The following is a 22,951-nucleotide window of genomic DNA, read 5'->3' on the forward strand; positions in this document are numbered from 1 at the left end:
GGGTCAGGGGGACGGGAAGGGCGCGCAGGATTGTCTGATCACCAGGTCTGGATCAACAGTGATCAGGTGGTTATCCACTGTCACCCCATTGATACGTGCCAGCAGCCGGGTAACGGCGAGGCGCCCCAGCTCCTCCTTGGGTTGATTGATGGTGGTGAGTGGCGGCGATAGATACTGCGCCAGCGCCACATTGTCATAACCGACGATGGAGATGTCCTGCGGTATGTTCAACCCCGCCTGATGGGCGGCACTGATGGCCCCCATGGCCATCATGTCGTTGAAGATAAACAGGGCGCTCGGCCGTTTGGGCTGGGCCAGCAGGCGCTGCATGGCATTGAAACCACTGGCACAGTCGAAATCTCCCTCCTGGATCCAGGCCGGATTGACGGCCAGACCCGCTTCCTGCATCGCCTGCTCAAAGCCAGCCTGTCGCTGATTGGCGGGGGCTCGGCTGTGGGGGCCCGTGATGCAACCGACATCGGTGTGACCGAGTGCCAGCAGATGGCGGGTGGCCAGATAACCGCCGCGATGGGAGTTGTCGGCGATGAGGTCCACGTCCTTGCTCTCCATGCCCCAGTCCATCACCACGACCGGCAGGCTCTTGAGCCAGTCGAGCTGGTTGAACACCTCCTGTTGCCCCTCGCTGCACATGATGAGCAGGCCGTCGACCCGCTTGCGCAACATCATCTTGAGGTAGGAGAGCGCCGTCTCGGCCTGACCTTCGGTGTTGCCCAGCATCAGGTTGTAGCCCTGCTCGAAGCAGTAGCGCTCCACCCCGCGCACCACCTCGGCAAAGAAGGGGTTGCTGGAGGTGGTGACCAGCATGCCGATACTGTTGGTCTCCTTCACCTTGAGGCTGCGGGCTACCAGGCTGGGGGCATAGTTGAGTTCGCGCATGGCGGCAAAGACCCGCTCACGGGTTTCTTGTGCCACGAAGCGGGTCTCGTTGATGACATGGGAGACGGTAGTGGTGGAGACCTCTGCCCGCGCCGCCACCTCCTTGATGTTGGCCATCAGTGCCCCTGCGCAGTCTGGGCAAGCAGGAAGGCGTCGACCTCAACCTTGCTTGGGATCGAGCTCTGGGCGCCGAACTTGGTGACAGAAAGCGCCGCCGCACCGTGGGCAAAGCGCACCGCAGCGTTGAAGCCCGCTCCGGCAAGCTCGGCGGCCAGCAGTGCGCCGTTGAAGGTATCGCCTGCGGCCGTGGTGTCTACTGCCTCAACCCGAAAACCCGGGATGAGCTGTTGCTGCCGGGCGTTGCTGCAATAGACCCCTTGGGAACCCAGGGTGATCATCACATCGCTTATTCCCATCTGGTGGAAGCGGTCGGCCGCCAGAGCCGCGCTGGCCTCGTCGCTCACCTTGACGCCGGTCAACAGCTCGGCTTCGGTCTGGTTGGGGGTGATGAGATCCACCAGCGCCAACAGCTCGGCCGGGAGCGGGCGGGCAGGCGCCGGATTGAGTACCACCCGGGTGCCGTGGGATCTAGCCAGCTTGGCGGCTTCAAACACGCTTTCAAGCGGCACTTCCAGCTGCAGCAGCAGGGTATGGGCATCGGCAATCATGGCTTCATGGCGTTTGACCATGGCAGGAGAGAGGGCGCCGTTGGCCTCGGCGGAGATGCCTATGCTGTTTTCCCCCTCGTCGCTCACATAGATGATGGCGATGCCGGTGGGCAAGGTCTCATCGAGTTCTACTGCACTGACGTCTATGCCATCTTGCTCGAAACCCTGGCGCATCTGCTGGCCGATGGCGTCATCACCGATGCGGGCAATAAAGGAGACAGGGGCGCCGAGACGTGCGGCAGCCACCGCCTGATTGGCCCCCTTGCCACCCGGGACCACTTGATAGCTGTGGCCGGTCAGGGTTTCACCGGGGCGAGGAAAATGAGGGACGCGCAGTACATGATCCGCATTGACACTGCCCAGAACAACGAGACGATTCATTCTTATCACCCTTGATTTGGAACATCTTGGTTTGAGTGGGCCCAAGCCAAGATGCACAGCTGATGGAAACTCAAGAAACAAAGGGGGAGGCCAAGCTCCCCCCTGTCACATTACTTGCTGACGATTTGCAGCGGTACCGGGATGGATTTTTCTACCGGTTGACCCTTGAGTACCTTGTCGGCGGTTTCCACGCCGATGGCACCGATCAGGGCCGGTTGTTGCGCTACTGTGGCGGCCAGTTTGCCACGGGAAACGGCGGCCTTGCCATCATCAGTGCCGTCGAAGCCGACGATCATCACCTCTTTGCCGGCAGCCTGTACGGCGCGGATGGCACCCAGCGCCATTTCGTCGTTCTGGGCAAACACGGCTTGCACACCCGGGTGCGCGGCCAGCAGGTTTTCCATGACGTTCAGCCCCTTGGTGCGGTCAAAGTCGGCAGGCTGGGAGGCCAGCACTTCCAGCTTGTTGGCAGCCACGGCCAGGGCGAAACCTTCGCCACGGTCACGAGCGGCGGAGGTACCTGCGATCCCCTCTAGCTGGATTACCTTGGCGCCAGCACCCAGTTTCAGGGTGATGAAGTCGCCAGCCAGCTTGCCGCCAGCCACGTTGTCGGAGGCAATGTGGGCTTTGACCTCACCCTGGGCGGCACCGCGATCCAGGGTCAGCACAGGGATGTTGGCCTTGTTGGCCAGGCGGATGGCATTGCCAACGGCCTCGGAGTCGGTCGGGTTGATCAGGATGGCGTTGACCTTGCGCACGGTGAGATCTTCCACGTTGGAGAGCTCCTTGGCCGGGTCATTCTGGGAGTCCAGTACCACCAGTTCATAACCAAGCTCCTTGGCTTTGGCTTCGGCCCCCTCTTTCATGGTGACGAAGAAGGGGTTGTTGAGGGTGGAGACCACCATCGCCAGGGTCTGATCGGCGGCCTGGGCGGTGCCCAGCACAGACATGATGGCGGCAGCGAGCAGGGTATTGAGCTTTTTCATCATTTCATTCCTTGTGTGTGTGGCATGGCTTAGGTTGTTATCGATTGCTTTTGTTATCGACCATCACGGCGAGCAAAATGACGCTGGCCTTGGCGATCATCTGGTAATAGGACGAGACGTCGAGCAGGTTGAGGGCATTGTTCAGGAAGCCGATGATGAGGGCCCCTATCAGGGTTCCCATGATGCGACCCTTGCCCCCCATCAGGCTGGTGCCACCCAGCACAACGGCGGCGATGGCGTCCAGCTCGTAGCCCATGCCGGCCGTCGGCTGGGCAGAGGAGAGGCGGGAGGTGACAATGAGGCCAGCCAGCGCCGACAGCATGCCACACAGACCATATACGGCGAGTTTGACCCTGGCCACATTGATGCCGGAGAGTCGGGTGGCAGATTCGTTGCCGCCCAGGGCATAGATGTAACGGCCCAGACGAGTGTGGTTGAGCAGGTACCAGGCCAGCAGGAAGACGATGGCCATCAGCCAGATGGGCACAGGCAGACCAAGCAGGTAACCAGTACCGAGCCAGGCGAAGTGATCGGATCCCTCGCTAAAACCGGTGGAGATGGGGCGCCCCTCGGTATAGACCATGGTCACGCCGCGCAGGGCTGTCATGGTGACCAGGGTGGCGATGAATGCCTGCACCTTGCCCTTGGCAATGATGAGGCCGCTGATGCCGCCGAGCAGGGCACCGGCCCCCAGGGTCAGTGGCACCACCAGCGCTATGGGCAACTCCATCGCTACCATGGTGGCAGCCAGAGCGCCGCACAAGGCCAGCACAGAGCCGACAGACAGATCGATGCCGGCGGTGAGGATGACCAGCGTCATGCCGACCGCCATGATGGCGTTGACCGACGTCTGGCGCAGTATGTTGAGCAGGTTGTCGGCGGTGAAGAAGTTGGGGCTCAGGAAGGAGACCACGCCAATCAACACCAGCAGGGCGACCAGGGATTTGTTCTCAATCCACCAGGCCTTGCTCATGATGCCGCGGCGGGAAAGGGTTTGGGTTGTCATTGAAAGGCCTCTTGCTCTGATTGCCACTGTTTACCGACTGCCGCCGCCATCAGTTTCTCCTGATTGGCGTCCGCGGACATGAATTCTGCGCTGATGCGCCCTTCGTGCATCACCATGATGCGATCGCTCATGCCGAGCACTTCCGGCATCTCGGAGGAGACCAGGATGATGCTCATCCCCTCCTGCTTGAACTGGTTGATAAGCTGGTAGATCTCTTTCTTGGCCCCCACGTCGACGCCGCGGGTCGGCTCATCCAGGATCAATACCTTGGGCTTGGTCAGCAGCCCCTTGGCGATGGCCACCTTCTGCTGGTTGCCACCGGAGAGCAGCTTTATCAGCTGCTCCTGACTCGGGGTCTTGATGTTGAACAGGCGCACATAGTCGCTCACTGCCTGGCGCTCGGCCTTGCCGTCGATCTTGCCGCCGCGGATGAACTCATCGAGGGCGCACAGGCTCATGTTTTCCCGCACCGAGAGTTCCAGTACCAGCCCATCGCCCTTGCGATCTTCGGAGATATAGGCGATGCCGACGGCCAGCCCATCGGCAGGGGTGCGTGGCACCATGACCTTGCCATCGACCTCGACAGCGCCGGCGCTGATGGGGCTGGCGCCGTAGATAAGCTTCATCAGCTCGGTACGGCCAGAGCCCATCAGACCGCTAAAGCCCAAAATCTCCCCCTGACGCAGGGAGAAGTTCACCCCGCGCACGCCGGGGCCAGCCAGATTTTTCACCTGCAGGCTGACAGGGCCAAGCTCACGCGCAAGGCGCGGATACTGCTCTTCCAGCCGCCGACCCACCATCATCTCGATGATCTTGTCTTCATCCAACTCGCTCACCGCCTTCTCGCCGATCCACTTGCCATCGCGCAACACGGTAACCCTGTCGCAGATCTGGAAGATCTCCTTGAGGCGATGGGAGATATAGACGATGCCACAGCCCTGCTGGCGCAGCTCGCGGATCACTACAAACAGCTGCTCGGTCTCGGTGTCGGTCAGCGCATCTGTGGGTTCATCCATGATGATGACGCTGGCATCGAACGAGAGGGCCTTGGCAATTTCCACCATCTGCTGTTCACCAATCGACAGCTCTCCGAGCCGGGTATCCGGACTGTGCTTGACGCCGAGACGACCGAGCAGGCTGCTGGCGCGTTCGCGCAGCTGCTTGTGGTCAATGCTGCCAAAACGGGTACGCGGTTCGCGGCCAAGGAAGATGTTGGCGGCAATGGAGAGCTCCGGCAGCAGGTTCAGCTCCTGGTGAATGATGCTGATGCCCTGATCCTGGGAGTCGCGGGGACCCTTGAAGTGCACAGGCTGGCCGCGGTAACTGACGCTGCCCGCATCGGCTTGATAGATGCCGGTCAGCACCTTCATCAGGGTGGACTTGCCGGCGCCATTCTCGCCGAGCAAGGCCATCACCTGGCCCGGGTAAACCTTGAGTCCTGCCTCATCGAGGGCGCGGACACCGGGAAAGGTCTTGACGATCCCGGTCAGCTCCAGAATGGGCGAGGGGGGCGTGTCAACGCTCCCGGTGAGCCCCGAAAGGGGGGAGGGAGTTGTGCTCATTGCAGCTTCCTTGAAGAGGCTTAAAACGCCACGCCGGCGCAGAGAATGAGGTTGGCATAGGGTGTTACTTCGCCGCTGCGTACTATCGCCTTGCTCTGGCGGGAGCGGGTCTTGAACTCCTCATGCAGGCAATATTCGATGGTAATGGGTTTGCCTTGCTCGAGCGCGTGGGTCTCGATCTGATCGAGCAGGGCTTGATGGGCGTCAGGGCTGATCAGCTTTATCTCGCTGGCCATGATCACTTTTTCTACCACAAGATCCGTCAGTAGCGCTTTCAGCACTGTCTGCAGATTGGGGGTGCCCGCCATCAGCGCCAGATCGATGCGCTCTGGCCCCGCCGGAATGGGTAATCCCGCATCGCACACTGTGATCTCGTCGGTGTGGCCCATCTGTGCCACCAGGGCACTCAAGGGAGCATTGAGCAGTACGCCTCGTTTCATAACAGCACCTCGGCAGACTTGCGTCTGCGTATCTGATGTTTATCCAGGCAACCGGTTACGCAACCGGTTGCGTCATGAGGTAAACGATAGGCGCTAAGGCACGCTTGATCTACAGGGAGATGGCAGAAATGTGAAAACGATCTCAATGCCGGGGGGAAAAGGATGAAAAGAGGTGCCAGACAGCGTACAGGCACCCATATGCAGAGGATTGAAGGAGCGCGGGATCAGAGGGCCAGGGCCTGCTGCACGCCGGGGCGTGTGAGCATCTGTTGATAGTGGGCTGCTACCCTGGGGAACTCGCTGATGGCCACCCCATCGCTCTCGAGCCAGCCGGCAACCACGAACAGGTAAATGTCGGCAAGGCTGAAGCGCTCCCCCAGCACCCAGGGGCCGACCAGATAGTGGCGTTCAATTTCGGCAAAGCCATCGCGCATGTTTTGCGGCACCTTGGCCTGCATGGCGGCGACAGCCTGTTCATCATCGGCCCAGCGGCTGCCGCGGCGTCCGTGGGCATGGGAGACATGCACGGTGGAGGCAAGGAAGCTGTTGACATCCTGCATGCGGGCCAGCAGGAAAGGGTCATCCAACGGGGCAAGCTTGGCATCGGGAAAGCGCTGCGCCACATAGAGCAGCAGTGCCGGGGTTTCAGTCAGCATGCCGCGCTCGGTAACAAGCGCCGGCACCCGGCCTTTGGGATTGATGGCGAGATAGGCGGCAGAGCGCTGCTCCCCCGCCGCCAGATCAAGTCGCTTGACCTGATGGTGGGCCTGGGCCTCGGTCAGCGCTATGTGTACGGCCATGGCGCAAGTGCCAGGGGCGAGATACAGGGTCAAATCAGACATGCATGTCTCCTTGTGAAGTGTGTTCTCCTCGCGTCATCCGGATGGGGAAGGGCGGAGGCAGTCAGCAAATGCGGTATATCTGTTGGCATCCTACGCCCATCACAACGGCGGGCCAAGGCGGGAAAGGAAGGAGGTGAACCGGCCTGCGCTTATGAAATCAAAGGCTTTCCCACCAGCAGATAAGGGGAAAAACGGCTACGCATACCGGGTCAAATCGCTATAATGTGCCCCCTGAATAGTGTTTTTCTGATGTTGGATAGTCCATTGAGTAATAAAATGCGGATCGGTGGTTCCCTCGAGCAATCCCTGAGTCAGGGATATCGCCTCGACCTCAAGGGGGTACTGCAAGAGAGTTGGCAACAGACGCGCCGTACCGGTTTTGGCCTGCTGCTGGCCATAGTCGGGGTTACCTCCATCTGGATGTTGCTGAGCAATACCCTGCTGGCGCCTTACGTCAATCAGGAAGGGGGGATGGATATTGCCCTGGTGCTGAGTCTGCTCATCACCATCATGATGGCCCCCATGACCTCGTCCCTCGACATGCTGGGATTGCAGCAATCGGTCGGCGTCCGTGCCCGTCCGAGCCAGGTATTCGATTTCTTTCGCCACTTCCTGCGCCTCGGCAGCCTGAGCCTGCTGGGCAGCATGATCACCAGCTTGTTCGGTCCCCTGTTTGAACTGGTGGGCTTGCCGGTGATGCTGGCGTTCATACCGTCTGCGCTGATCGGCATGGGGCTGGTGTTTACCGTGCCGCTGGTGCTGGAACGCGGCTTGTCACCGGTGCAGGCCATTCTGGTGTCGCTCAAGTTGTTTGTTCGCGGCTGGCCCAGCATAGTGCTGCTGCACGGTGTCATGCTGGCGCTGTTTTTCCTGGCGCTGCTCCCCATGGGCCTGGGGCTTATCTGGGTGGCTCCTCTCTACTTCAACTGCAAGGGGATCCTCTATCGGGATCTGTGCGGGGTCGCGGTAGAAGTGACCGAAGTGAGCGAAGGTCCCGATCATTTCAGCGCTTGACCGGCGTATTCAGTGCCAAGAGATGGCACACCAAGATTTCAACGCATGACGAGTGCGTGATGCAAAAGGATGGCACATGAAGATGGCTCGACATGGCGTAGCGGCAAGCTTGCTGCTGTTGCCCACTCTGGGGTTGGCACAGCCTTCACTGGATCTGCAATACAGTACTTTCTACAGCCAGATGAAGACCTTTGCCAAGGGGGAGTTTGGTCATGCCAGGCTGGGGTTTTATCTGACCGATCAACAAAATGGACAGCGTTGCCTGCTTACCTCGGCCCGGGTTTCTACCCTGGATCGGGACGTAGCTGCCGAGGTGACGGTAGACAGCGAGCTGCGGTTGCCCTACGACGATGATCTCAATCTGGACAAGGCGACCGTGGTGGTGGGCTTGACCGAGGCGCACGCTGCCTGCGATCTTTCGGTGCAGGTGATGGCCGATGCCCCGCCCGTGTCAGGCAGCCAGTGGGAGCTCAAGGTGGCCGAGGTGGTCAAGCGCCAGCAGGATATGCAGGCCCTGCTGAGCAAGCTGGCCGGCATGGTCGGCAAGTATTTCCTGCCCGAGATGGCGGGTGTGCGGGTGACACTGGTGCAACCGGCTGGCACTGCCTATCTGGTTGATGGCGCCCGCCAGCTGCCGCTCTCCTGGCAAGAGGGGCAGTTGCTGCTGAGCAACGCACAACTGGCAGACTTCGCCGCGGGCAAGCTGCAACTGAAGGGGGACATACTGCGACTGACCCCCTGGTTGCACAAGGGCTGAGCAAGCGTCACGCCAAAAAGATAAAAAGGAGCGCCAGGCGCTCCTTTTTCGTTGCAGATTTCGTTACCGATTGTGCAGTGCCTAGCGCACTTCAATCACATCCAGCACGTCCATCTCGTCGATGTTCAGCAAGGGGGCTGTCGGCAGTTCGGGCGGATCAAATGCCTTGTCGCCGCCATCTATGATGCCGGAGTCTCGGTTGATGCTCTTGAAGTCGAACAGCTTGTGATCGAGCAGGTGGCTCGGGATCACGTCCTGAATGGCGGTGAACATGGTTTCGATACGACCTGGGAAGCGGCGATCCCAATCCTGCATCATCTGCTTGATGGCCTGACGCTGCAGGTTCTCCTGCGAGCCGCACAGGTTGCAGGGGATGATGGGGAAGGCCTTGACCTCGGCGTAACGTACCAAGTCTTTCTCCTTGCAGTAGGCCAACGGTCGGATCACCACGTTCTTGCCATCGTCGCTCACCAGTTTGGGCGGCATGGACTTGAGCTTGCCGCCGTAGAACATGTTGAGGAACAGGGTTTCAAGGATGTCATCCCTGTGATGGCCGAGGGCAATCTTGGTGCAGCCCAGCTCTTGCGCCGTGCGATAGAGAATACCTCGGCGCAGGCGGGAGCAGAGGGCGCAGGTGGTTTTGCCTTCCGGTACCTTGTCCTTGACGATGGAGTAGGTATCTTCTTCGACGATCTTGAAGTCAACGCCCAGGGTCGCCAGGTACTCAGGCAGCACATGCTCGGGGAAGCCAGGTTGCTTCTGATCCAGGTTGACGGCCACCAGATCAAAATGGATGGGGGCGCTTGCCTTCAGGCTCATCAGGATGTCGAGCATGGCAAAGCTGTCTTTGCCGCCGGACAGGCACACCATGATCTTGTCGCCCTCTTCAATCATGTTGAAGTCGGCGATGGCCTGACCTACGTTGCGCCGCAGGCGCTTTTGCAGTTTGTTGAAACTGTATTTATCTTTGGCGTTCAGCTCTTCTAGCATGCTCGTAAAACCCGGGACACAAATAAGCGCGTTATTATAGCCATGTCCCGGGGGAGGGCAAGGTGCCAGGATGAAAGGCGCCTTATGATTGACGACGCCGGCTGTCTACCGGGCAGCTGTAATCGTCGGGTTTGAGGATCAGGATGTCGCAGGAGAGTCTGTCCACCACATGTTCGGCGGTATTGCCGAGCAGGGCGGCAGAGAGGCCGGTGCGACCGACACACCCCATGATCATCAGGGTGGCTTGCAGGTCGTCAGCCAGGTCGGGCAACACCTCTTCCGGCAATCCTTCCGCCACCCGGGTCCACAGATGGCCTATGCCATATTTGTCGGCATGGCTCAGCAGCAGGCTCTCATGGTGTTTGCGAATAGCCTCGTTGTAAGCATTGGGGTCGAACTCCGGCAACTCTATGGCCACATTGACCGGGGTACCGGGATAGGTATTGACCAGATAAAGGTTGGAGCCGAGCAACTCGGCGATGCCAATACCTTCCTCCGTGATCCGTTCGTTCAGCACTTTCTGATCCTGATCGTCGCTGGAGCAGTTGATGGCCGCAATGATGTTGCCACCCCGTTGCCAGTGGCCCTCTTTGACCAGCAGGACAGGACAGGGGCACTTGCGCAGCAGATGCCAGTCGGTCGGAGTAAAGATGAAGGTTTGCAGGAAGGAGTGATGATGGGTCGCTTTGACCACCAGATCGTGGCGATTCTCCAGTACTTCCTGAATGACACACTCGAAGGGACGATTGTGCCAGACCACCTTGACTTCGTAGTCCAGTCCCTTGGCACGGTAGGGTTTGAGAATGTCGTCTAGCCATTCACGACGCTGGGCGATCACGCCGTGGCGCATCTCTTCCCGTTCATCCACCGACAGCATGGCGGTCATTTCGTACGAGAAGTCATAAATAGTGAGTAACAGGGTCAGTTGAGCGCCTTCATCGAGCTCAGCTACTTTGACCGCACGTTCGAGGGCAACTTGCCGCTCTTCTTCCGGGTTGATAACAACCAGAATTTTTCGGTACTTGACCATGTTCTCTTCCTCCTTGGCAAAAATACCAATGATGACAGACCTTTAGCCATTACAGCTTAGCTCAGGAGGAGGCTGGGGGACATGTGCCGGATCAAATTTCAGACTAAACCGATCCGGCAACGAGGGCAGACAGAGGGGAAATTAACCGCAGGCAGGACGGGGGGCGCCAGCCATGACGCCGAGGGCCATCTGATCCAGCACGGTAATGTATTTGCCTTTGACGCTGATGAGGCCGGACTTCTGAAAACGGCCAAGCAGACGGCTGATGGTCTCCACCGTGAGGCCGAGATAGTTGCCGATATCACCCCGGGTCATGGAGAGGCGGAATTCCTTGGCGGAGAAGCCGCGCTCGGAGAAACGCACCGATAGATTGTGCAGGAAGGCGGCGAGGCGCTCTTCCGCATTCTTCTTGGAGAGCAGCAGTATCATCTCCTGATCGCCCATGATTTCGTTGCTCATCAGTCGCATGATTTGCTGGCGCAACTTGGGCATTTTGCCGGAGAGATCGTCGAGTACGTCGAACGGGATCTCGCACACCATGGCCGTTTCCAGCGCCTGGGCAAAGGACGGATGCGCATGCTTGTGAATGGCATCAAAGCCAACCAAGTCCCCTGCGAGGTGAAAAGCGGTGATCTGCTCGTCACCCTGTTCTGTGATGGTGTATGACTTGATGGTCCCGGAACGGATCGCATAGAGCGACTTCAGCTCATCGCCGGCTTTGAACAGCTCCTCACCCTTCTGGATCGGCTTCTTGCGCTCAATGATGCTGTCGAGCTGATCGAGTTCACTGTCGTTCAGAGTGAAGGGAATGCAGAGCTGGCTGATGCTGCAATCCTGGCAATGAATTGCACAGCCACCGCTCTGAATACGTCTGCCAGGTTTCTTTTCCGGGATCATAGGCTCATACGAATAATTGATTTATATCAAACAAGTTTACCATCAACTCATCCGTTTTGGATAGGGTTTCAAAAGGACGCTATCCCGACCCAGAGGGTATGCAGCCCATATGCAATGAGCAAAATAGCCCCGCCTTGACGCAAACTGCGCAAGGTCAGCCAGTAGCGCAGCCGGTCCGCCAGTCCCCCCAGTGCAAAGAGTGTCGGCAGGGTTCCCATGCCAAAGCAGAGCATGATCAGTGCCCCGCCACTGGCAGAGCCAGCTGCGGCACTCCAGGTCAGCATGGAGTAAACCAGACCGCAGGGCAGCCAGCCCCATATCATGCCGAAAGGGAACGCCTGCCAGGCCGAGGTGAAGGGAAGAAACTTGCCTGCCAGCGGCTTGAGCCGTGGCCAGAGTCGGGCACCGATCCGCTCGAGCAGCAGTATGCCTTGCCACCAGCCGGCAAGGTACAGGCCTAGCGCTATCATCAAGAGCGCCGCCATCAGCCGCAATCCGGCGATGGCATGTTTGCCTGCACCGAGCTCGCTGGTGGTGGCCAGCAGCCCGCCTACCAGAGCGCCAGCGATGACATAGCTGAGGATCCGCCCCAGGTTGTAGTTGAGGAGATAGCCAAGTCGGCCCCAAAAGTGCTGTTTCTCGGGGGGAATGGCCATGGAGAGGGCGGCCGAGACGCCACCACACATGCCGATGCAGTGGCCAGAGCCTGCGAGCCCCACCAGCAGGGCCCCTACCAGATCAAGGCTGGCGGTCATCGGACTTTGACTCGATGGGTTTCTGGGCAGGTTTGTCTTCATCAAACAGTATGTTGGATCCCTGGCGGTCGAGATCTTCAAACTGCTCGGAGCGAATGGCCCAAAAGAAGACGGCGCCTGCGATGATGACAAACAGGATGGCGATGGGGATCAGGACGAAGATGATGTTCATGATGCAAGCCTTGCTATGAGAGTGGTCATGGTAAACCAGTTACCGCCCAGGATCCCTCTTCATTCAATGTGTTGGCGCGCTCATATTCGCATGAGCACGCCGTCTTCACGGTTCAGCGATTGAGCCTCATGGAGTTGGTGACCACGATGAGGGAGCTCAAGGACATGCCAGCCGCCGCCAGATAGGGGGGTAACCAGCCGCTGGCCGCCAGCGGCAACACCAGCAGGTTGTAGCCGATGGACCAGGCGAAGTTCTCCTTGATGATCTTGCGAGTGCGGATGGCCAGGGTGCGGGCGTCCAGCAGGCGCGACAGGTCATCGGCCAGCAGGATGGCATCTGCGCTGTTTTTCGCCAGATCCGTGCCGCCCGCCATGGCAAAAGAGGCGTGGGCTCCAGCCAGTACGGGGGCATCGTTGATGCCGTCACCCACCATGATGCTGATATCACCTTCAGCTTCGCGCGCCTTGAGGTAGGCCAGCTTGCCATCCGGGGGGACGCCTTTTACCAGCTCATCCACTCCAAGCTCGCGGGCCACTTCGTCGGCCTGGGCAGAGCTGTCACCGGTGAGAATGGTGGTCTGCAAACCGGCGGCCTTGAAGGCCTGGATCAGGGCCCTGGCATCCGGGCGCAGTATATCGGCCAGGATAAAGCGGGCCAGCACTCGGGATTCATCCGCCAGATAGATGGCAAGGCCCTGGCTGGCGGTGTGCTCTGTGGGCAGAGCCAGCCAGCGGGCGCTGCCGATGCGATAATGCTTGCCTGCCACACCCCCCTCAATACCGTGGCCGATGACTGGGACCACCTCGCTTGCAGGCAGCAAGACGTCGTTGGCTGCCGTGCTTTTAAACGCGCGGGCGATGGGGTGCTCGGAATAGGCTTCCAGTGCCCGGGCGATGGCGAGGCATTTATCTTCGCTCAGCTCCGCCAGCGCCGTTGTGCTGGTCAGGCTGATATTGCCCGTGGTCAGGGTGCCGGTCTTGTCCATCACTATCCGGTTGGCCTTGGTCAGCACGTCCAGCACATGGCCGCGACGCAACAAAATACCGGAGCGAGTGAGGCGTGCGGTGGCCGAGGTGAGGGCGGTCGGCGTGGCCAGCGACAGGGCGCAGGGACAGGTGGCGACCAGCACGGCCAGGGTGACCCAGAAGGCTTGCTCCGGTTGATGGAAGTGCCAGAAGGTCCACACGGCTGCGGCAATGATCAACAGCACCAGGATGAAGTGGCGGGAGAGCACATCCGCCATCTGGGCGATGGCTGGCTTGTCGTCCAGCGCATGATCCTGCAGCCGCATGATCTGGGCGATGCGCGACTCTTCGATGCGATGGCTGACCCTGATCTGAAGCGGTGCATCCGTGTTGATGGTGCCGGCATAGACGCTGTCGCCCACCTGCTTGAACAGTGGCAGTTGCTCGCCGGTCAGCATGGATTCGTTGAGGCTGGCCTGTCCCTCGACAATGATGCCGTCCGCCGGCAGGGTAGCACCGGCCAGCACTCGTACCCGATCGCCGGCCTGCAAGGTCTTGGCCGCCACCTCGTGTTCACCCTCCTCATCAATGCGGGTGGCCATGATGGGCACCAGCCGTGCCAGGTTGGAGCTGGACTCGGACGCCTTGCGCCGGGCCCGCAACTCCAGAAAACGTCCCAGCAGCAAGAAGAAGACAAACATGGTGATGGAGTCGTAATAGACCTCACCCGTGTTGAAGACGGTGGCCCACATGGAGGCGACGAAGGCGCCGATCAGTGCCAGCGACACCGACACGTCCATGGAGAGGTGGCCCTGTTTCAGGCTGCGCCATGCCCCCACGTAAAAGGGCTGGGCCGAATAGATCATGATGGGGGTCGAGAGCAAGAGGCTGATCCACTTGAAGTAGACCATGAACTCATCCTCGACACTGATGAAGAGATCCATGTAGAGCGCCACGGCGCACATCATCACCTGCATGGACCCCAAGCCCGCCAGCGCCAGCCGGAACATGTAGTTGCGCACTTCTTTGGCGTAGATAGCCTCTTGGGTGTGGGTCTGGAAGGGGTAGGCTCGATAGCCTATCTTGGCGAATCCCTTGAGAATGTCGCTCAACGAAAGCTGGTCCGGATCCCACTTGATGCGCGCGCGGTGAGTAGTGGTGTTGACGTTGATGTAGTGCAGACCGGCAAGGCCGGTCAGATGGCGTTCGATAAGCCAGGCACAGGCGGCGCACGTAAGCCCCTCAACGCTGAGCTGGATTTCTCGCACCCTGTGGCTGCCCGTGCCGCTGTTGGTGACAAAATCCTGTTGCACTTCGGCAAGATCATAATGGGTGAGGGCCGCCAGCTCTTCGGGCACCAATTCTCCCCTGGTACCGGGCGCTGTGCGGTGATCGTAATAGCTGGAGAGGCCGCACTCCATGATGGTTTCTGCCACGGCATGACAGCCCGGGCAGCACATGGGTTCCACTATGCCCTTTATCTCGAGGGCATAGTGGCTGGCGGCGGGAACCGGCTCGCCGCAATGAAAGCAAGCCTTCATGGTGTGTTACCCCGGGGGATGGCGAGCAGGGCACCTGGACTGTTGGCGGGAACCGGCTCGCCACAGTAAAAACCGCCTGTCATGACTTAACGCCCTTTGGGATCGAGTTCGACGGGGGCTGTGGTCGGGAGCTGGACTGTCTCTTGCAACCGCCACTCATGGTTGAAGGCATCGACCCGTATATGCCACTTGCCACTCAAGGGCTGGTCGAGCAGCAGGCGATAAACGCCGCTGGCGTCAGCAGTCACCATGTGTTCGCTGTCCATGCCGGCCAGGGTCGGGTGAAACAGGGAGAGGTAGAGGGCCTGACGGGGTGGGATCTCTCCTGAGAGGGGCTTGAGAGTCAGCTCGTTGCCGTTCACTTCCAGCGCAATGCGGATATTGAGCGCTTCGGATCGATCGAACTTGCTCAAGTCCTGATTAATCTCTTTGCCTTGTTTGTAATAATCTTCTGCGACCAGATTGACCCCATCCTTGCTGGCGATGATTGCCGTGCTGATGCCGGCAATCACGGCGGCGGCCGGGAGGGCGATGATAAACCAGGGCCAAAATTGGCGATACCAGGGTTGGGACATAGTGCTACTACCGTGAAACCTGTGATTAACGAAATAGAGGGGATTTAGCCAACACAAGATAACAAAAAGCCTCGAAGAGTCGAGGCTTTTTGCTGAGTAATCACGTGCTTATCACATGTTACTGCTGATTTTACTTGTCGGTGTGAGACAAGCTGTAAACGTAGGAGGCAAGCAGGTGCACCTTGTCTTCACCCAGAATATCCTGCCAGGCTGGCATCACACCGTGACGACCGTGGGTGATGGTCTGCTCGACCACCTGACGGGAACCGCCATACAGCCAGATGTTGTTGGTCAAGTCCGGGGCACCGAAGGCGATCCCTCCCTTGGCATCCGGACCGTGACAAGCGGCGCAGACGGCAAAGCGTGCTTCCCCTTTCTTGGCTTCCACCAGGTCAACCTTGCGACCGGACAGACCCAGCACGTAGGAGGCCACTTCCTTGACGCCATCCTTGCCCAGGATCTCGCCCCAGGCAGCCATCACACCCTGACGACCGCCCATGATGGTGGTTTTGATCTGGGCAGGCTCTCCGCCCCATTGCCATTCGCTGTCGGTCAGGTTCGGGAAACCGCGACCGCCGCGGGCATCGGAGCCGTGGCACTGGGAACAGTTCTGCAGAAACAGGCGTTGTCCGACTTTCAGTGCTTCCGGATCCTTGGCGATCTCGGTGATATCTTTGTAAGTCTTGCCGTCTGTCTGATAGGTCAGCTCGCGGAACTTGGCGCCGTAGATCTCGTCAGCCTTGAGCAGCTCACGGTCATACTCCACCGCACGTCCTTCAGCCTTGGCAGAGGCTGCCGCCGCCTTGGACTCCGCCAGGGAGCGAACATCCTGATTGGAGCTCTGCCAGCCCAGCAGACCCTTCCAGTTGCCCAGGCCCGGGAAGGCCAGCAGGTAGACCAAGCCGGTGACGATGAAGAAGATGAACATATAGGTCCACCACTTCGGCAGCGGATTGTTGATCTCTTCGATGCCGTCGAAGGCGTGTCCCATGGACTTGCCTTCCTCTACACCCATCTTGTCCCGCAGGCACCACACCAGCAGCAAGAAGCAGCCGAGAATGGTTCCCAGACTTATGACGGTCACAAAAATGCTAAACAAAGTGCTCATTATTGTTTCGCTCCTGCGTTCTTGTTATCAGCACCGGGTTGCTCGTCATCGGCAAAAACCAGGTTGGCTGCCTCGTCGAAAGAGGCCTTGCGGCGTTTGCTGTATGCCCAGACAATGATGCCGATCATGATGGCCATCAACAGCAGGGTATAAAGGCCGCGAAATGTGCCGTAATCCATATCCTGACTCCTTATTTCAGGGCATGACCCAGTGATTGCAGATAGGCTACCAGCGCATCGAGCTCTGTCTTGCCCTTCACGGCGTCGCCTGCACCTTGCACGTCGGCCTCTGTGTAGGGCACGCCAAAGTGATCACGGAACAGGGCCAGCTTTTTGCCGGTCAGTTCACCTGTCATCACAGTGGTATCGAGCCAGGGGTAGCCAGGCATGTTGGACTCAGGCACCACATCGCGCGGGTTGATGAGGTGAGCACGGTGCCAGTCGTCAGAGTAACGACCGCCCACACGGGCCAGGTCCGGACCCGTACGCTTGGAGCCCCACAGGAAGGGGTGCTCCCACACACTTTCACCAGCGACCGAATAGTGACCGTAACGCTCGGTTTCGGCCCGGAACGGGCGGATCATCTGGCTGTGGCAGTTGGTACAGCCTTCGCGAATGAAGATGTCGCGTCCTTCCATCTGCAGGGCGGTATAGGGCTTGAGGCCCTCCACCGGCTCAGTGGTCTGCTTTTGGAAGAACAGCGGGGTGATTTCAACCAGCCCCCCCAGGCTGATGGCGAAGATGATGCCGACCACCAGCATGGGTACGCTCTTTTCAAAGATCTCGTGACGGTTATTGTTGCTCATGGGTTGACCTCTTCAATCATGCGGGCGTGGCGACAGGTTCCAGGGAACCCTTGGGCGCAGAGATGGTGCGGTAGGCGTTGTAGGCCATCAGCAACATGCCGGTGACGAAGAAGCAGCCTCCCAGGAAGCGCACGAAATAGAAGGGATAGGATGCCTGCAGCGCTTCAACGAAGCTGTAGGTCAGGGTGCCGTCATCGTTGACTGCACGCCACATCAGTCCCTGCATCACGCCGGAAATCCACATGGCAACGATGTAGAGTACTGTCCCCACGGTCGCCAGCCAGAAGTGCACGTTGATAAGGCGAATGCTGTACATGCGGCCCTGATCGAACAGGTTCGGGATCAGGTGATATATGGCACCGATGGATACCATGGCAACCCAGCCCAGGGCACCAGAGTGAACGTGGCCCACTGTCCAGTCGGTGTAGTGGGAGAGGGCATTGACTGTCTTGATCGCCATCATGGGGCCTTCGAAGGTGGACATGCCGTAGAACGACAGGGACACGATCAGGAAGCGCAGAATGGGGTCATAACGCAGTTTGTGCCAGGCACCGGACAGGGTCATGATGCCGTTGATCATGCCACCCCAAGAGGGAACGAACAGGATCAGGGACATCACCATGCCCAGAGACTGAGCCCAGTCAGGCAGGGCGGTATAGTGCAGATGGTGAGGACCGGCCCAGATATAGAGGGAGATCAGCGCCCAGAAGTGCACTATGGAGAGGCGGTAGGAGTAAACCGGACGTCCCGCCTGCTTGGGCACGAAGTAGTACATCATGCCAAGGAAACCGGCAGTCAGCAGGAAGCCAACCGCGTTGTGGCCATACCACCACTGCACCATGGCATCCATGGCACCGGAATACATGGAGTAGGACTTCATGCCGGAAAGCGGCACTTCCATGTTATTGACGATGTGCAGCACGGCAACCGTGATGATGAAGGCGCCGAAGAACCAGTTCGCCACATAGATATGGGAGGTGGTGCGCTTGACCAGGGTGCCGAAGAAGACCACGGCATAGGCAACCCAGACCACTGTGATGGCAATATCAATCGGCCATTCCAGCTCTGCGTACTCCTTGGCGGAGGTGAATCCCATCGGCAGCGAAATGGCGGCAGAAAGGATAATCGCCTGCCAACCCCAGAACACGAAGGAGGCAAGCTTGCCTCCAAACAGTCTGACCTGACAGGTGCGTTGCACCACATAGAAGGAGGTCGCCATCAGTGCGCTACAGCCAAATGCGAAGATAACCGCATTGGTGTGCAGAGGGCGCAGGCGGCTGTAAGTCAGCCAGGGAGTGTCGAAGTTGAGGGCAGGCCAGATCAGCTGGGCTGCTATCAGTACGCCAACCGACATGCCGACAATTCCCCAGACAATTGTCATGACGGTGAACTGGCGAACAACGGTGTAGTTGTACTCAGGATGGTTAGTTATATGGCTCATCGTTGTATTCCGCTTCCGATGCTGCTGTTGTTTGATTTTTGTGTCCAGTGACATGGACCGACATCATTGGCTACTGCTCTGCCTCTTGTTAACAACTGTTAATGAAAGGAAAAGCAAAAAGTAGCTAAATGAAAATTCAATGGGAATGATACTGAACCGACAGGTAAAATAACAGTATAAACAGTGATATATTTGGCTCCGTCGGGTCCCGCCTGCTTAATAAATTACCTTGCGCGAGATCACGAAAATGTCATTTTTCAGGCATCTTAAAAGGTTGTTTTTTCATGAAAGAGAGACTCACTTCACGCAAAATTGTGCACTTGGCGATCGTCCTGGCTATTTTGCTCGGATTGGTTGCCTATCGAACCTGGTTTGGCGGGGGGCAGGCCCAGGTGGCCGGATCAGAAAAAGATCAAATCTGCGATCTGTCTCACACCTCATGCAGCACTGTTCTGGGTGACAAACCCTTGACCGTCAGTATCGCGTCGCTGCCGGTACAGGCCGAACATGACTTCATGATACTGCTTCAGGGCGGGGATCCGGGGATCAAACCGGTAAAAGCCTGGCTGGAGGGACGGGACATGTTCATGGGCACCATACCGCTCAGTTTCGAGTCCACAAGCACTGGCTGGCAGGGGACGACCATGGTGGGATCCTGTACCTCGGCGATGATGATCTGGCAGCTCAATATCGAGTGGAGCAATGGCCAGCGCCAGCAGCTGGCGCTCTCGGTTGCCCGCTAAATCCTCTTCTTTAATAAAGAAGAGGATGGGGTTGAAGTGAAAATTGATTTGAAATTTTCAGGCAGGGCGTTACCTTGCACAGATTATCAAGGAGTGAAGTTCATTTAATCATGATTGAAAAACAAGCATTTTATCGCGGACTCAACCAGCAAGCGCAGGCGCTGCTGGAAGGGGAGCCGGACCTCATTGCCAATCTGGCCAATCTCTCCGCCTTGTTGGCACTGGAGCTGACCGACATCAACTGGGTGGGTTTCTACCTGTTGCAGGGGGATACTCTGGTGCTCGGGCCCTTCCAGGGCAAACCGGCCTGCGTGCGTATTCCGGTCGGGCGTGGGGTATGCGGCACTGCGGTTGCTGAGGGTAAAACCCAGCTCATTGACGATGTGCATCAATTTGAAGGGCATATCGCTTGCGATGGTGCCAGCAATGCCGAAATCGTGATCCCGGTGCGCCGTGGTGGCGAGATCATCGGCGTGCTCGATATAGACAGTCCAATTTTTAACCGTTTTGATGAGAAAGACCGGATTGGACTCGAAGAAACGGTGCAAATATTGGAAAGCATGCTCTAAGTCATTGCTAGATGGTTCGCAAAAGGCCCCAAGCTCTCTATAATGGGGCCTTTGTTGTGTTGTGCTCGGGCGTACCCGCGCGTTTATATGAAAGCCAAGGTTATACATGGAAAACACTGAAAAGCTGAAGAACAGTAAAGAGATCGTTGCCTACCTGGTCGAGAAGTTCCCGGCCTGCTTCATCGCTGAAGGAGAGGCCAAGCCGCTCAAGATTGGCATCTTCCAGGATTTGGCCGAGCGTCTCGCTGACGATGCCAGAGTCTCCAAGACCATGCTGCGCTCTGCACTGCGTCAATACACCTCCAGCTGGCGTTACCTGCATGGCCTCAAAGCCGGCCAGGCCCGTGTCGATCTGGACGGCAACCCGGGCGAGCTGCTCACCGAAGAGCACATCGAGCACGCCAAGCAAGCGCTGAAAGAGAGCAAAGAGCGTGTCTTTGCCAGCCGTCGCACCAACAATAAAGAAGAGAAGGCCAAGCAGCCCCGTCGTCCTGCCCCGCGCAAGGCCGATGCTGCCGCCAAATCTGACAAGCCCAAGGCCGCACCCAAGGCAGTCGTTGCCGATGCGCCTCTGGTGAAGGTCGATGCCGCCAATCTGAAAGTGGATCAGGGTGTCAGGGTCGTGCTGGGCAAGTCTCCGGTGCCGGCGACCATCAAGGAAGTGACCAAGGATGACGTTCAGGTCCAACTGCAGACCGGCATGATGCTGCGGGTCAAATTTGAGCATCTGGTTCTCTAAGGAGACAAATGTTGAAGCATGGCGTAATTCGTTTTTCCCTCGTTGCCTGTAGCCTGGCGCTTGCCGGGCTTGCACAGGCCATCGAGCCGGTGCTCAAGGAAAGTGATTTGCCTGTGTTGGCTCAAGAGAGCCAACATGCTACGGCTAGCAAGCGAATTGCCAATTTGTTTACCCGCTCGCATTACAAGCAGTTCAAGCTGGACGATGCCTTTTCCTCCGTGATTTACGACAAGTATCTGGAGAATCTGGACTACAGCCGAAACCTGTTTTTGGCCTCTGATATCAGCCGCTTTGAAAAGTACCGTAACGGCTTTGACACCGATCTCGAAAGAGGACGGCTGGCGCCTGCTTACGAGATGTTCAATCTGAGTCAGCAGCGGCGCTATGAGCGGTTCGAATACGCCCTCAAACTGCTCGATACCCCTTTCGATTTTACCCAGCCCGACAATTACCTCTTTGATCGGGAAGGGGCGGCTTGGCCCAAAGATGAAGGCGAACTCAACGAGTTGTGGCGCCAGCGGGTCAAGTTCGATGCCCTGAGCCTCAAGCTCAGCGGCAAGGAGTGGCCCGAGATCAAGGAGCTGCTTGGCAAGCGTTACAACAACGCCATCAAGCGGATGTCCCAGACCGAGAGCGAGGATGTGTTCCAGCTCTTCATGAACTCCTTCGCCCGTGCCATCGAACCGCACACCAGTTATCTCTCCCCGCGCAGTGCCGATCGCTTCAATACCGAGATGAACCTCTCGCTGGAAGGCATCGGAGCCGTGTTGCAGGCAGAGGATGACTTTACCGTCATTCGCTCCCTGGTGCCGGGTGGCCCGGCTGCCAAGTCCAACCACCTCAAACCCGATGACAAGATCACCGGGGTAGGGCAGGACGATGGCAAGATTGTCGATGTGATTGGCTGGCGTCTTGATGACGTGGTCGAGCTCATCAAGGGACCCAAAGGCAGCAAGGTCAAGCTGGAGATCCAGCGCGGCAAGGGCGCCGGCGTCAAGACCGAGCAGATCGAGCTGACCCGCGACAAGGTGCGCCTGGAAGACAGGGCCGCCAAGTCCAAAGTGATCACAGCGGAAGGCAAGAAAATTGGGGTGCTCGAAATCCCGAGTTTCTACGTCAACCTGCACGATGACGTGATCAAGGAGATCTCCAGCCTCAACAAGCAGAAGATCGAAGGCCTGATCGTCGATCTGCGCGGCAACGGCGGCGGTGCGTTGACCGAAGCCTCTGCCCTGAGCGGTCTCTTCTTTGCTGGCGGGCCCGTGGTGCAAATTCGTGATCACATGGGCCGTATCACGGTCAATGGCGATGACGATGGCAACATCTATTACGGTGGCCCCATGTCGGTGATGATCGACAGGTACAGCGCGTCTGCATCCGAGATCTTTGCCGCTGCCATGCAGGATTATAGTCGCGCCCTGATCCTCGGCGAAAACTCGTTTGGCAAAGGCACAGTGCAGCAGCATCGCAGCCTCGCCAAGGTCTATGACTTCTACGAGCAGCCCCTGGGTCACGTGCAATACACCATTGCCAAGTTCTACCGGATCAACGGTGGCAGCACCCAGAACAAGGGCGTCGCTCCCGACATCGGTTTCCCCACTGCGGTAGCACCGGATGAGACGGGTGAAAGTCGCGAGTTCAACGCCTTGCCCTGGGACAAGATTGCCTCGGCCAGTTACGAAAAACTCGGTAACTTCACCAGCCTCTTGCCCAAGCTGAAAACGGCCCACGAGGCACGGATCGCCAAGGATCCCGAGTTTGCCTATGTGATGCAGGACATCGCCGACTACAAGGTGGAGCAGGACAAGAAGTCTGTCTCCCTCAATGAGGCGGAACGTCTGGCAGAGCAGGCCAAGCAGGACGAGAAGGCGCTGTTGCGCACCAACGAACGTCTGGCACGCCTTGGCAAACCTGCGGTGAAGAGTCTCGACGAATTGCCGGCAGATTTTGAAGCCCCCGACGAGTATCTGATCGAAGCGGCCAATATCACGGCGGACCTGGCCAAACTCAGCAAACAAGGCTGACGTTGGCTTGGCAATAACAGGTACACAAGGGCGACTCAGGTCGC

General features: G+C 58.4%; 24 protein-coding genes. 6 read left to right on the forward strand and 18 right to left on the reverse strand.

Annotation, left to right across the window (positions count from 1 at the left end):
• Positions 1-3: 3 nt before the first annotated feature.
• The 7 genes from GWQ31_RS09250 to GWQ31_RS09280 form a co-directional block, all read right to left on the reverse strand.
• On the reverse strand, positions 4-1,014 hold the full coding sequence (locus tag GWQ31_RS09250; RefSeq protein WP_212539479.1) for a substrate-binding domain-containing protein: 1,011 nt from the start codon (positions 1,012-1,014) through the stop codon (positions 4-6).
• Positions 1,014-1,946, reverse strand: coding sequence for a ribokinase (gene rbsK, locus GWQ31_RS09255; protein ID WP_275909190.1), 933 nt, complete (start codon positions 1,944-1,946; stop codon positions 1,014-1,016). Before rbsK ends, GWQ31_RS09250 begins: the two co-directional genes overlap by 1 nt.
• A 110-nt stretch (positions 1,947-2,056) precedes the next feature.
• Positions 2,057-2,932 carry a ribose ABC transporter substrate-binding protein RbsB gene (gene rbsB / locus GWQ31_RS09260; protein ID WP_275909191.1) on the reverse strand — a complete coding sequence of 292 codons (876 nt, stop codon included), beginning with the start codon at positions 2,930-2,932 and terminating at the stop codon, positions 2,057-2,059.
• Between the two features lie 37 nt (positions 2,933-2,969).
• Positions 2,970-3,938, reverse strand: coding sequence for a ribose ABC transporter permease (rbsC, locus tag GWQ31_RS09265; RefSeq protein ID WP_021138712.1), 969 nt, complete (start codon positions 3,936-3,938; stop codon positions 2,970-2,972).
• Positions 3,935-5,500 (reverse strand): ribose ABC transporter ATP-binding protein RbsA, encoded by a 1,566-nt coding sequence (gene rbsA / locus GWQ31_RS09270; RefSeq protein WP_275909192.1) that lies wholly within the window; start codon positions 5,498-5,500, stop codon positions 3,935-3,937. The genes rbsC and rbsA overlap by 4 nt, the downstream gene beginning before the upstream one ends.
• A gap of 20 nt (positions 5,501-5,520) precedes the next feature.
• Positions 5,521-5,940, reverse strand: coding sequence for a D-ribose pyranase (rbsD, locus tag GWQ31_RS09275; RefSeq protein ID WP_275909193.1), 420 nt, complete (start codon positions 5,938-5,940; stop codon positions 5,521-5,523).
• Positions 5,941-6,164: 224 nt separating this feature from the next.
• Positions 6,165-6,782 (reverse strand): glutathione S-transferase family protein, encoded by a 618-nt coding sequence (locus GWQ31_RS09280; RefSeq protein WP_275909194.1) that lies wholly within the window; start codon positions 6,780-6,782, stop codon positions 6,165-6,167.
• A gap of 276 nt (positions 6,783-7,058) precedes the next feature.
• Between GWQ31_RS09280 and GWQ31_RS09285 the strand changes: the two genes are divergently transcribed.
• Together GWQ31_RS09285 and GWQ31_RS09290 are read left to right on the forward strand one after the other, a co-directional pair.
• Positions 7,059-7,796, forward strand: coding sequence for a hypothetical protein (locus tag GWQ31_RS09285; RefSeq protein WP_005315577.1), 738 nt, complete (start codon positions 7,059-7,061; stop codon positions 7,794-7,796).
• Positions 7,797-7,872: 76 nt separating this feature from the next.
• Complete coding sequence (locus tag GWQ31_RS09290; protein ID WP_275909195.1) at positions 7,873-8,553, forward strand: DUF2987 domain-containing protein; 681 nt, start codon at positions 7,873-7,875, stop codon at positions 8,551-8,553.
• 81 nt (positions 8,554-8,634) lie between these two features.
• Here GWQ31_RS09290 and ttcA read toward each other — a convergent pair whose 3' ends face one another.
• The 11 genes from ttcA to ccoN all read right to left on the reverse strand — a co-directional run bounded on the left by ttcA (position 8,635) and on the right by ccoN (position 18,832).
• Entirely contained in the window at positions 8,635-9,543 is a 909-nt protein-coding gene (gene ttcA / locus GWQ31_RS09295; protein WP_005315582.1) for a tRNA 2-thiocytidine(32) synthetase TtcA, read from the reverse strand.
• Positions 9,544-9,625: 82 nt separating this feature from the next.
• A complete protein-coding gene (uspE, locus tag GWQ31_RS09300; protein WP_005315586.1) occupies positions 9,626-10,573 on the reverse strand; it encodes a universal stress protein UspE in 948 nt (315 codons plus the stop codon).
• A gap of 141 nt (positions 10,574-10,714) precedes the next feature.
• A complete protein-coding gene (locus tag GWQ31_RS09305; RefSeq protein ID WP_005315591.1) occupies positions 10,715-11,470 on the reverse strand; it encodes an FNR family transcription factor in 756 nt (251 codons plus the stop codon).
• Positions 11,471-11,538: 68 nt separating this feature from the next.
• A complete protein-coding gene (locus GWQ31_RS09310; RefSeq protein ID WP_275909196.1) occupies positions 11,539-12,225 on the reverse strand; it encodes a sulfite exporter TauE/SafE family protein in 687 nt (228 codons plus the stop codon).
• Positions 12,209-12,397 (reverse strand): cbb3-type cytochrome oxidase assembly protein CcoS, encoded by a 189-nt coding sequence (gene ccoS, locus GWQ31_RS09315; RefSeq protein WP_005315597.1) that lies wholly within the window; start codon positions 12,395-12,397, stop codon positions 12,209-12,211. The genes GWQ31_RS09310 and ccoS overlap by 17 nt, the downstream gene beginning before the upstream one ends.
• A gap of 112 nt (positions 12,398-12,509) precedes the next feature.
• Positions 12,510-14,903, reverse strand: a complete 2,394-nt coding sequence (locus GWQ31_RS09320) for a heavy metal translocating P-type ATPase (RefSeq protein WP_275909197.1) — start codon at positions 14,901-14,903, stop codon at positions 12,510-12,512.
• A gap of 86 nt (positions 14,904-14,989) precedes the next feature.
• Positions 14,990-15,478: a FixH family protein gene (locus GWQ31_RS09325; protein WP_275909198.1), complete on the reverse strand. Its 489-nt coding sequence runs from the start codon at positions 15,476-15,478 to the stop codon at positions 14,990-14,992.
• A gap of 130 nt (positions 15,479-15,608) precedes the next feature.
• On the reverse strand, positions 15,609-16,586 hold the full coding sequence (gene ccoP, locus GWQ31_RS09330) for a cytochrome-c oxidase, cbb3-type subunit III (RefSeq protein WP_005315607.1): 978 nt from the start codon (positions 16,584-16,586) through the stop codon (positions 15,609-15,611).
• Positions 16,586-16,765, reverse strand: coding sequence for a CcoQ/FixQ family Cbb3-type cytochrome c oxidase assembly chaperone (locus GWQ31_RS09335; protein WP_005315611.1), 180 nt, complete (start codon positions 16,763-16,765; stop codon positions 16,586-16,588). Before GWQ31_RS09335 ends, ccoP begins: the two co-directional genes overlap by 1 nt.
• Positions 16,766-16,776: 11 nt before the next feature.
• Entirely contained in the window at positions 16,777-17,391 is a 615-nt protein-coding gene (gene ccoO, locus GWQ31_RS09340; protein WP_005315614.1) for a cytochrome-c oxidase, cbb3-type subunit II, read from the reverse strand.
• A 16-nt stretch (positions 17,392-17,407) separates the two neighbouring features.
• A complete protein-coding gene (gene ccoN, locus GWQ31_RS09345; RefSeq protein WP_034523587.1) occupies positions 17,408-18,832 on the reverse strand; it encodes a cytochrome-c oxidase, cbb3-type subunit I in 1,425 nt (474 codons plus the stop codon).
• Positions 18,833-19,116: 284 nt separating this feature from the next.
• Here ccoN and GWQ31_RS09350 point away from each other — a divergent pair, with 284 nt between their 5' ends.
• From GWQ31_RS09350 to prc, 4 genes are all read left to right on the forward strand, one after another.
• On the forward strand, positions 19,117-19,575 hold the full coding sequence (locus GWQ31_RS09350; protein ID WP_005315624.1) for a hypothetical protein: 459 nt from the start codon (positions 19,117-19,119) through the stop codon (positions 19,573-19,575).
• A gap of 110 nt (positions 19,576-19,685) precedes the next feature.
• Positions 19,686-20,144 carry a GAF domain-containing protein gene (locus tag GWQ31_RS09355; protein WP_005315627.1) on the forward strand — a complete coding sequence of 153 codons (459 nt, stop codon included), beginning with the start codon at positions 19,686-19,688 and terminating at the stop codon, positions 20,142-20,144.
• Positions 20,145-20,250: 106 nt separating this feature from the next.
• Positions 20,251-20,883: an RNA chaperone ProQ gene (gene proQ / locus GWQ31_RS09360; RefSeq protein WP_017412180.1), complete on the forward strand. Its 633-nt coding sequence runs from the start codon at positions 20,251-20,253 to the stop codon at positions 20,881-20,883.
• Positions 20,884-20,891: 8 nt separating this feature from the next.
• Positions 20,892-22,907, forward strand: a complete 2,016-nt coding sequence (prc, locus tag GWQ31_RS09365; RefSeq protein ID WP_275909199.1) for a carboxy terminal-processing peptidase — start codon at positions 20,892-20,894, stop codon at positions 22,905-22,907.
• Positions 22,908-22,951: the final 44 nt, after the last annotated feature.

This window comes from Aeromonas sp. 2MA4, from assembly GCF_029237305.1.
Classification (GTDB): Bacteria; Pseudomonadota; Gammaproteobacteria; order Enterobacterales; family Aeromonadaceae; genus Aeromonas; species Aeromonas salmonicida.

Bases quoted from the DNA above. Each gene is read 5' to 3' on its own strand.
- GWQ31_RS09290 (WP_275909195.1), top strand. From the start codon at position 7,873: ATGAAGATGGCTCGACATGGCGTAGCGGCAAGCTTGCTGCTGTTGCCC.
- GWQ31_RS09285 (WP_005315577.1), top strand. From the start codon at position 7,059: ATGCGGATCGGTGGTTCCCTCGAGCAATCCCTGAGTCAGGGATATCGC.
- prc (WP_275909199.1), top strand. From the start codon at position 20,892: ATGTTGAAGCATGGCGTAATTCGTTTTTCCCTCGTTGCCTGTAGCCTG.
- GWQ31_RS09335 (WP_005315611.1), bottom strand. From the start codon at position 16,765: ATGGATTACGGCACATTTCGCGGCCTTTATACCCTGCTGTTGATGGCC.
- rbsA (WP_275909192.1), bottom strand. From the start codon at position 5,500: ATGAGCACAACTCCCTCCCCCCTTTCGGGGCTCACCGGGAGCGTTGAC.
- GWQ31_RS09355 (WP_005315627.1), top strand. From the start codon at position 19,686: ATGATTGAAAAACAAGCATTTTATCGCGGACTCAACCAGCAAGCGCAG.
- rbsK (WP_275909190.1), bottom strand. From the start codon at position 1,946: ATGAATCGTCTCGTTGTTCTGGGCAGTGTCAATGCGGATCATGTACTG.
- rbsB (WP_275909191.1), bottom strand. From the start codon at position 2,932: ATGAAAAAGCTCAATACCCTGCTCGCTGCCGCCATCATGTCTGTGCTG.
- ccoP (WP_005315607.1), bottom strand. From the start codon at position 16,586: ATGAGCACTTTGTTTAGCATTTTTGTGACCGTCATAAGTCTGGGAACC.
- proQ (WP_017412180.1), top strand. From the start codon at position 20,251: ATGGAAAACACTGAAAAGCTGAAGAACAGTAAAGAGATCGTTGCCTAC.
- ccoO (WP_005315614.1), bottom strand. From the start codon at position 17,391: ATGAGCAACAATAACCGTCACGAGATCTTTGAAAAGAGCGTACCCATG.
- GWQ31_RS09325 (WP_275909198.1), bottom strand. From the start codon at position 15,478: ATGTCCCAACCCTGGTATCGCCAATTTTGGCCCTGGTTTATCATCGCC.
- GWQ31_RS09250 (WP_212539479.1), bottom strand. From the start codon at position 1,014: ATGGCCAACATCAAGGAGGTGGCGGCGCGGGCAGAGGTCTCCACCACT.
- GWQ31_RS09305 (WP_005315591.1), bottom strand. From the start codon at position 11,470: ATGATCCCGGAAAAGAAACCTGGCAGACGTATTCAGAGCGGTGGCTGT.
- ttcA (WP_005315582.1), bottom strand. From the start codon at position 9,543: ATGCTAGAAGAGCTGAACGCCAAAGATAAATACAGTTTCAACAAACTG.
- GWQ31_RS09280 (WP_275909194.1), bottom strand. From the start codon at position 6,782: ATGTCTGATTTGACCCTGTATCTCGCCCCTGGCACTTGCGCCATGGCC.
- GWQ31_RS09350 (WP_005315624.1), top strand. From the start codon at position 19,117: ATGAAAGAGAGACTCACTTCACGCAAAATTGTGCACTTGGCGATCGTC.
- GWQ31_RS09320 (WP_275909197.1), bottom strand. From the start codon at position 14,903: ATGAAGGCTTGCTTTCATTGCGGCGAGCCGGTTCCCGCCGCCAGCCAC.
- uspE (WP_005315586.1), bottom strand. From the start codon at position 10,573: ATGGTCAAGTACCGAAAAATTCTGGTTGTTATCAACCCGGAAGAAGAG.
- ccoN (WP_034523587.1), bottom strand. From the start codon at position 18,832: ATGAGCCATATAACTAACCATCCTGAGTACAACTACACCGTTGTTCGC.
- GWQ31_RS09310 (WP_275909196.1), bottom strand. From the start codon at position 12,225: ATGACCGCCAGCCTTGATCTGGTAGGGGCCCTGCTGGTGGGGCTCGCA.
- rbsC (WP_021138712.1), bottom strand. From the start codon at position 3,938: ATGACAACCCAAACCCTTTCCCGCCGCGGCATCATGAGCAAGGCCTGG.
- rbsD (WP_275909193.1), bottom strand. From the start codon at position 5,940: ATGAAACGAGGCGTACTGCTCAATGCTCCCTTGAGTGCCCTGGTGGCA.
- ccoS (WP_005315597.1), bottom strand. From the start codon at position 12,397: ATGAACATCATCTTCGTCCTGATCCCCATCGCCATCCTGTTTGTCATC.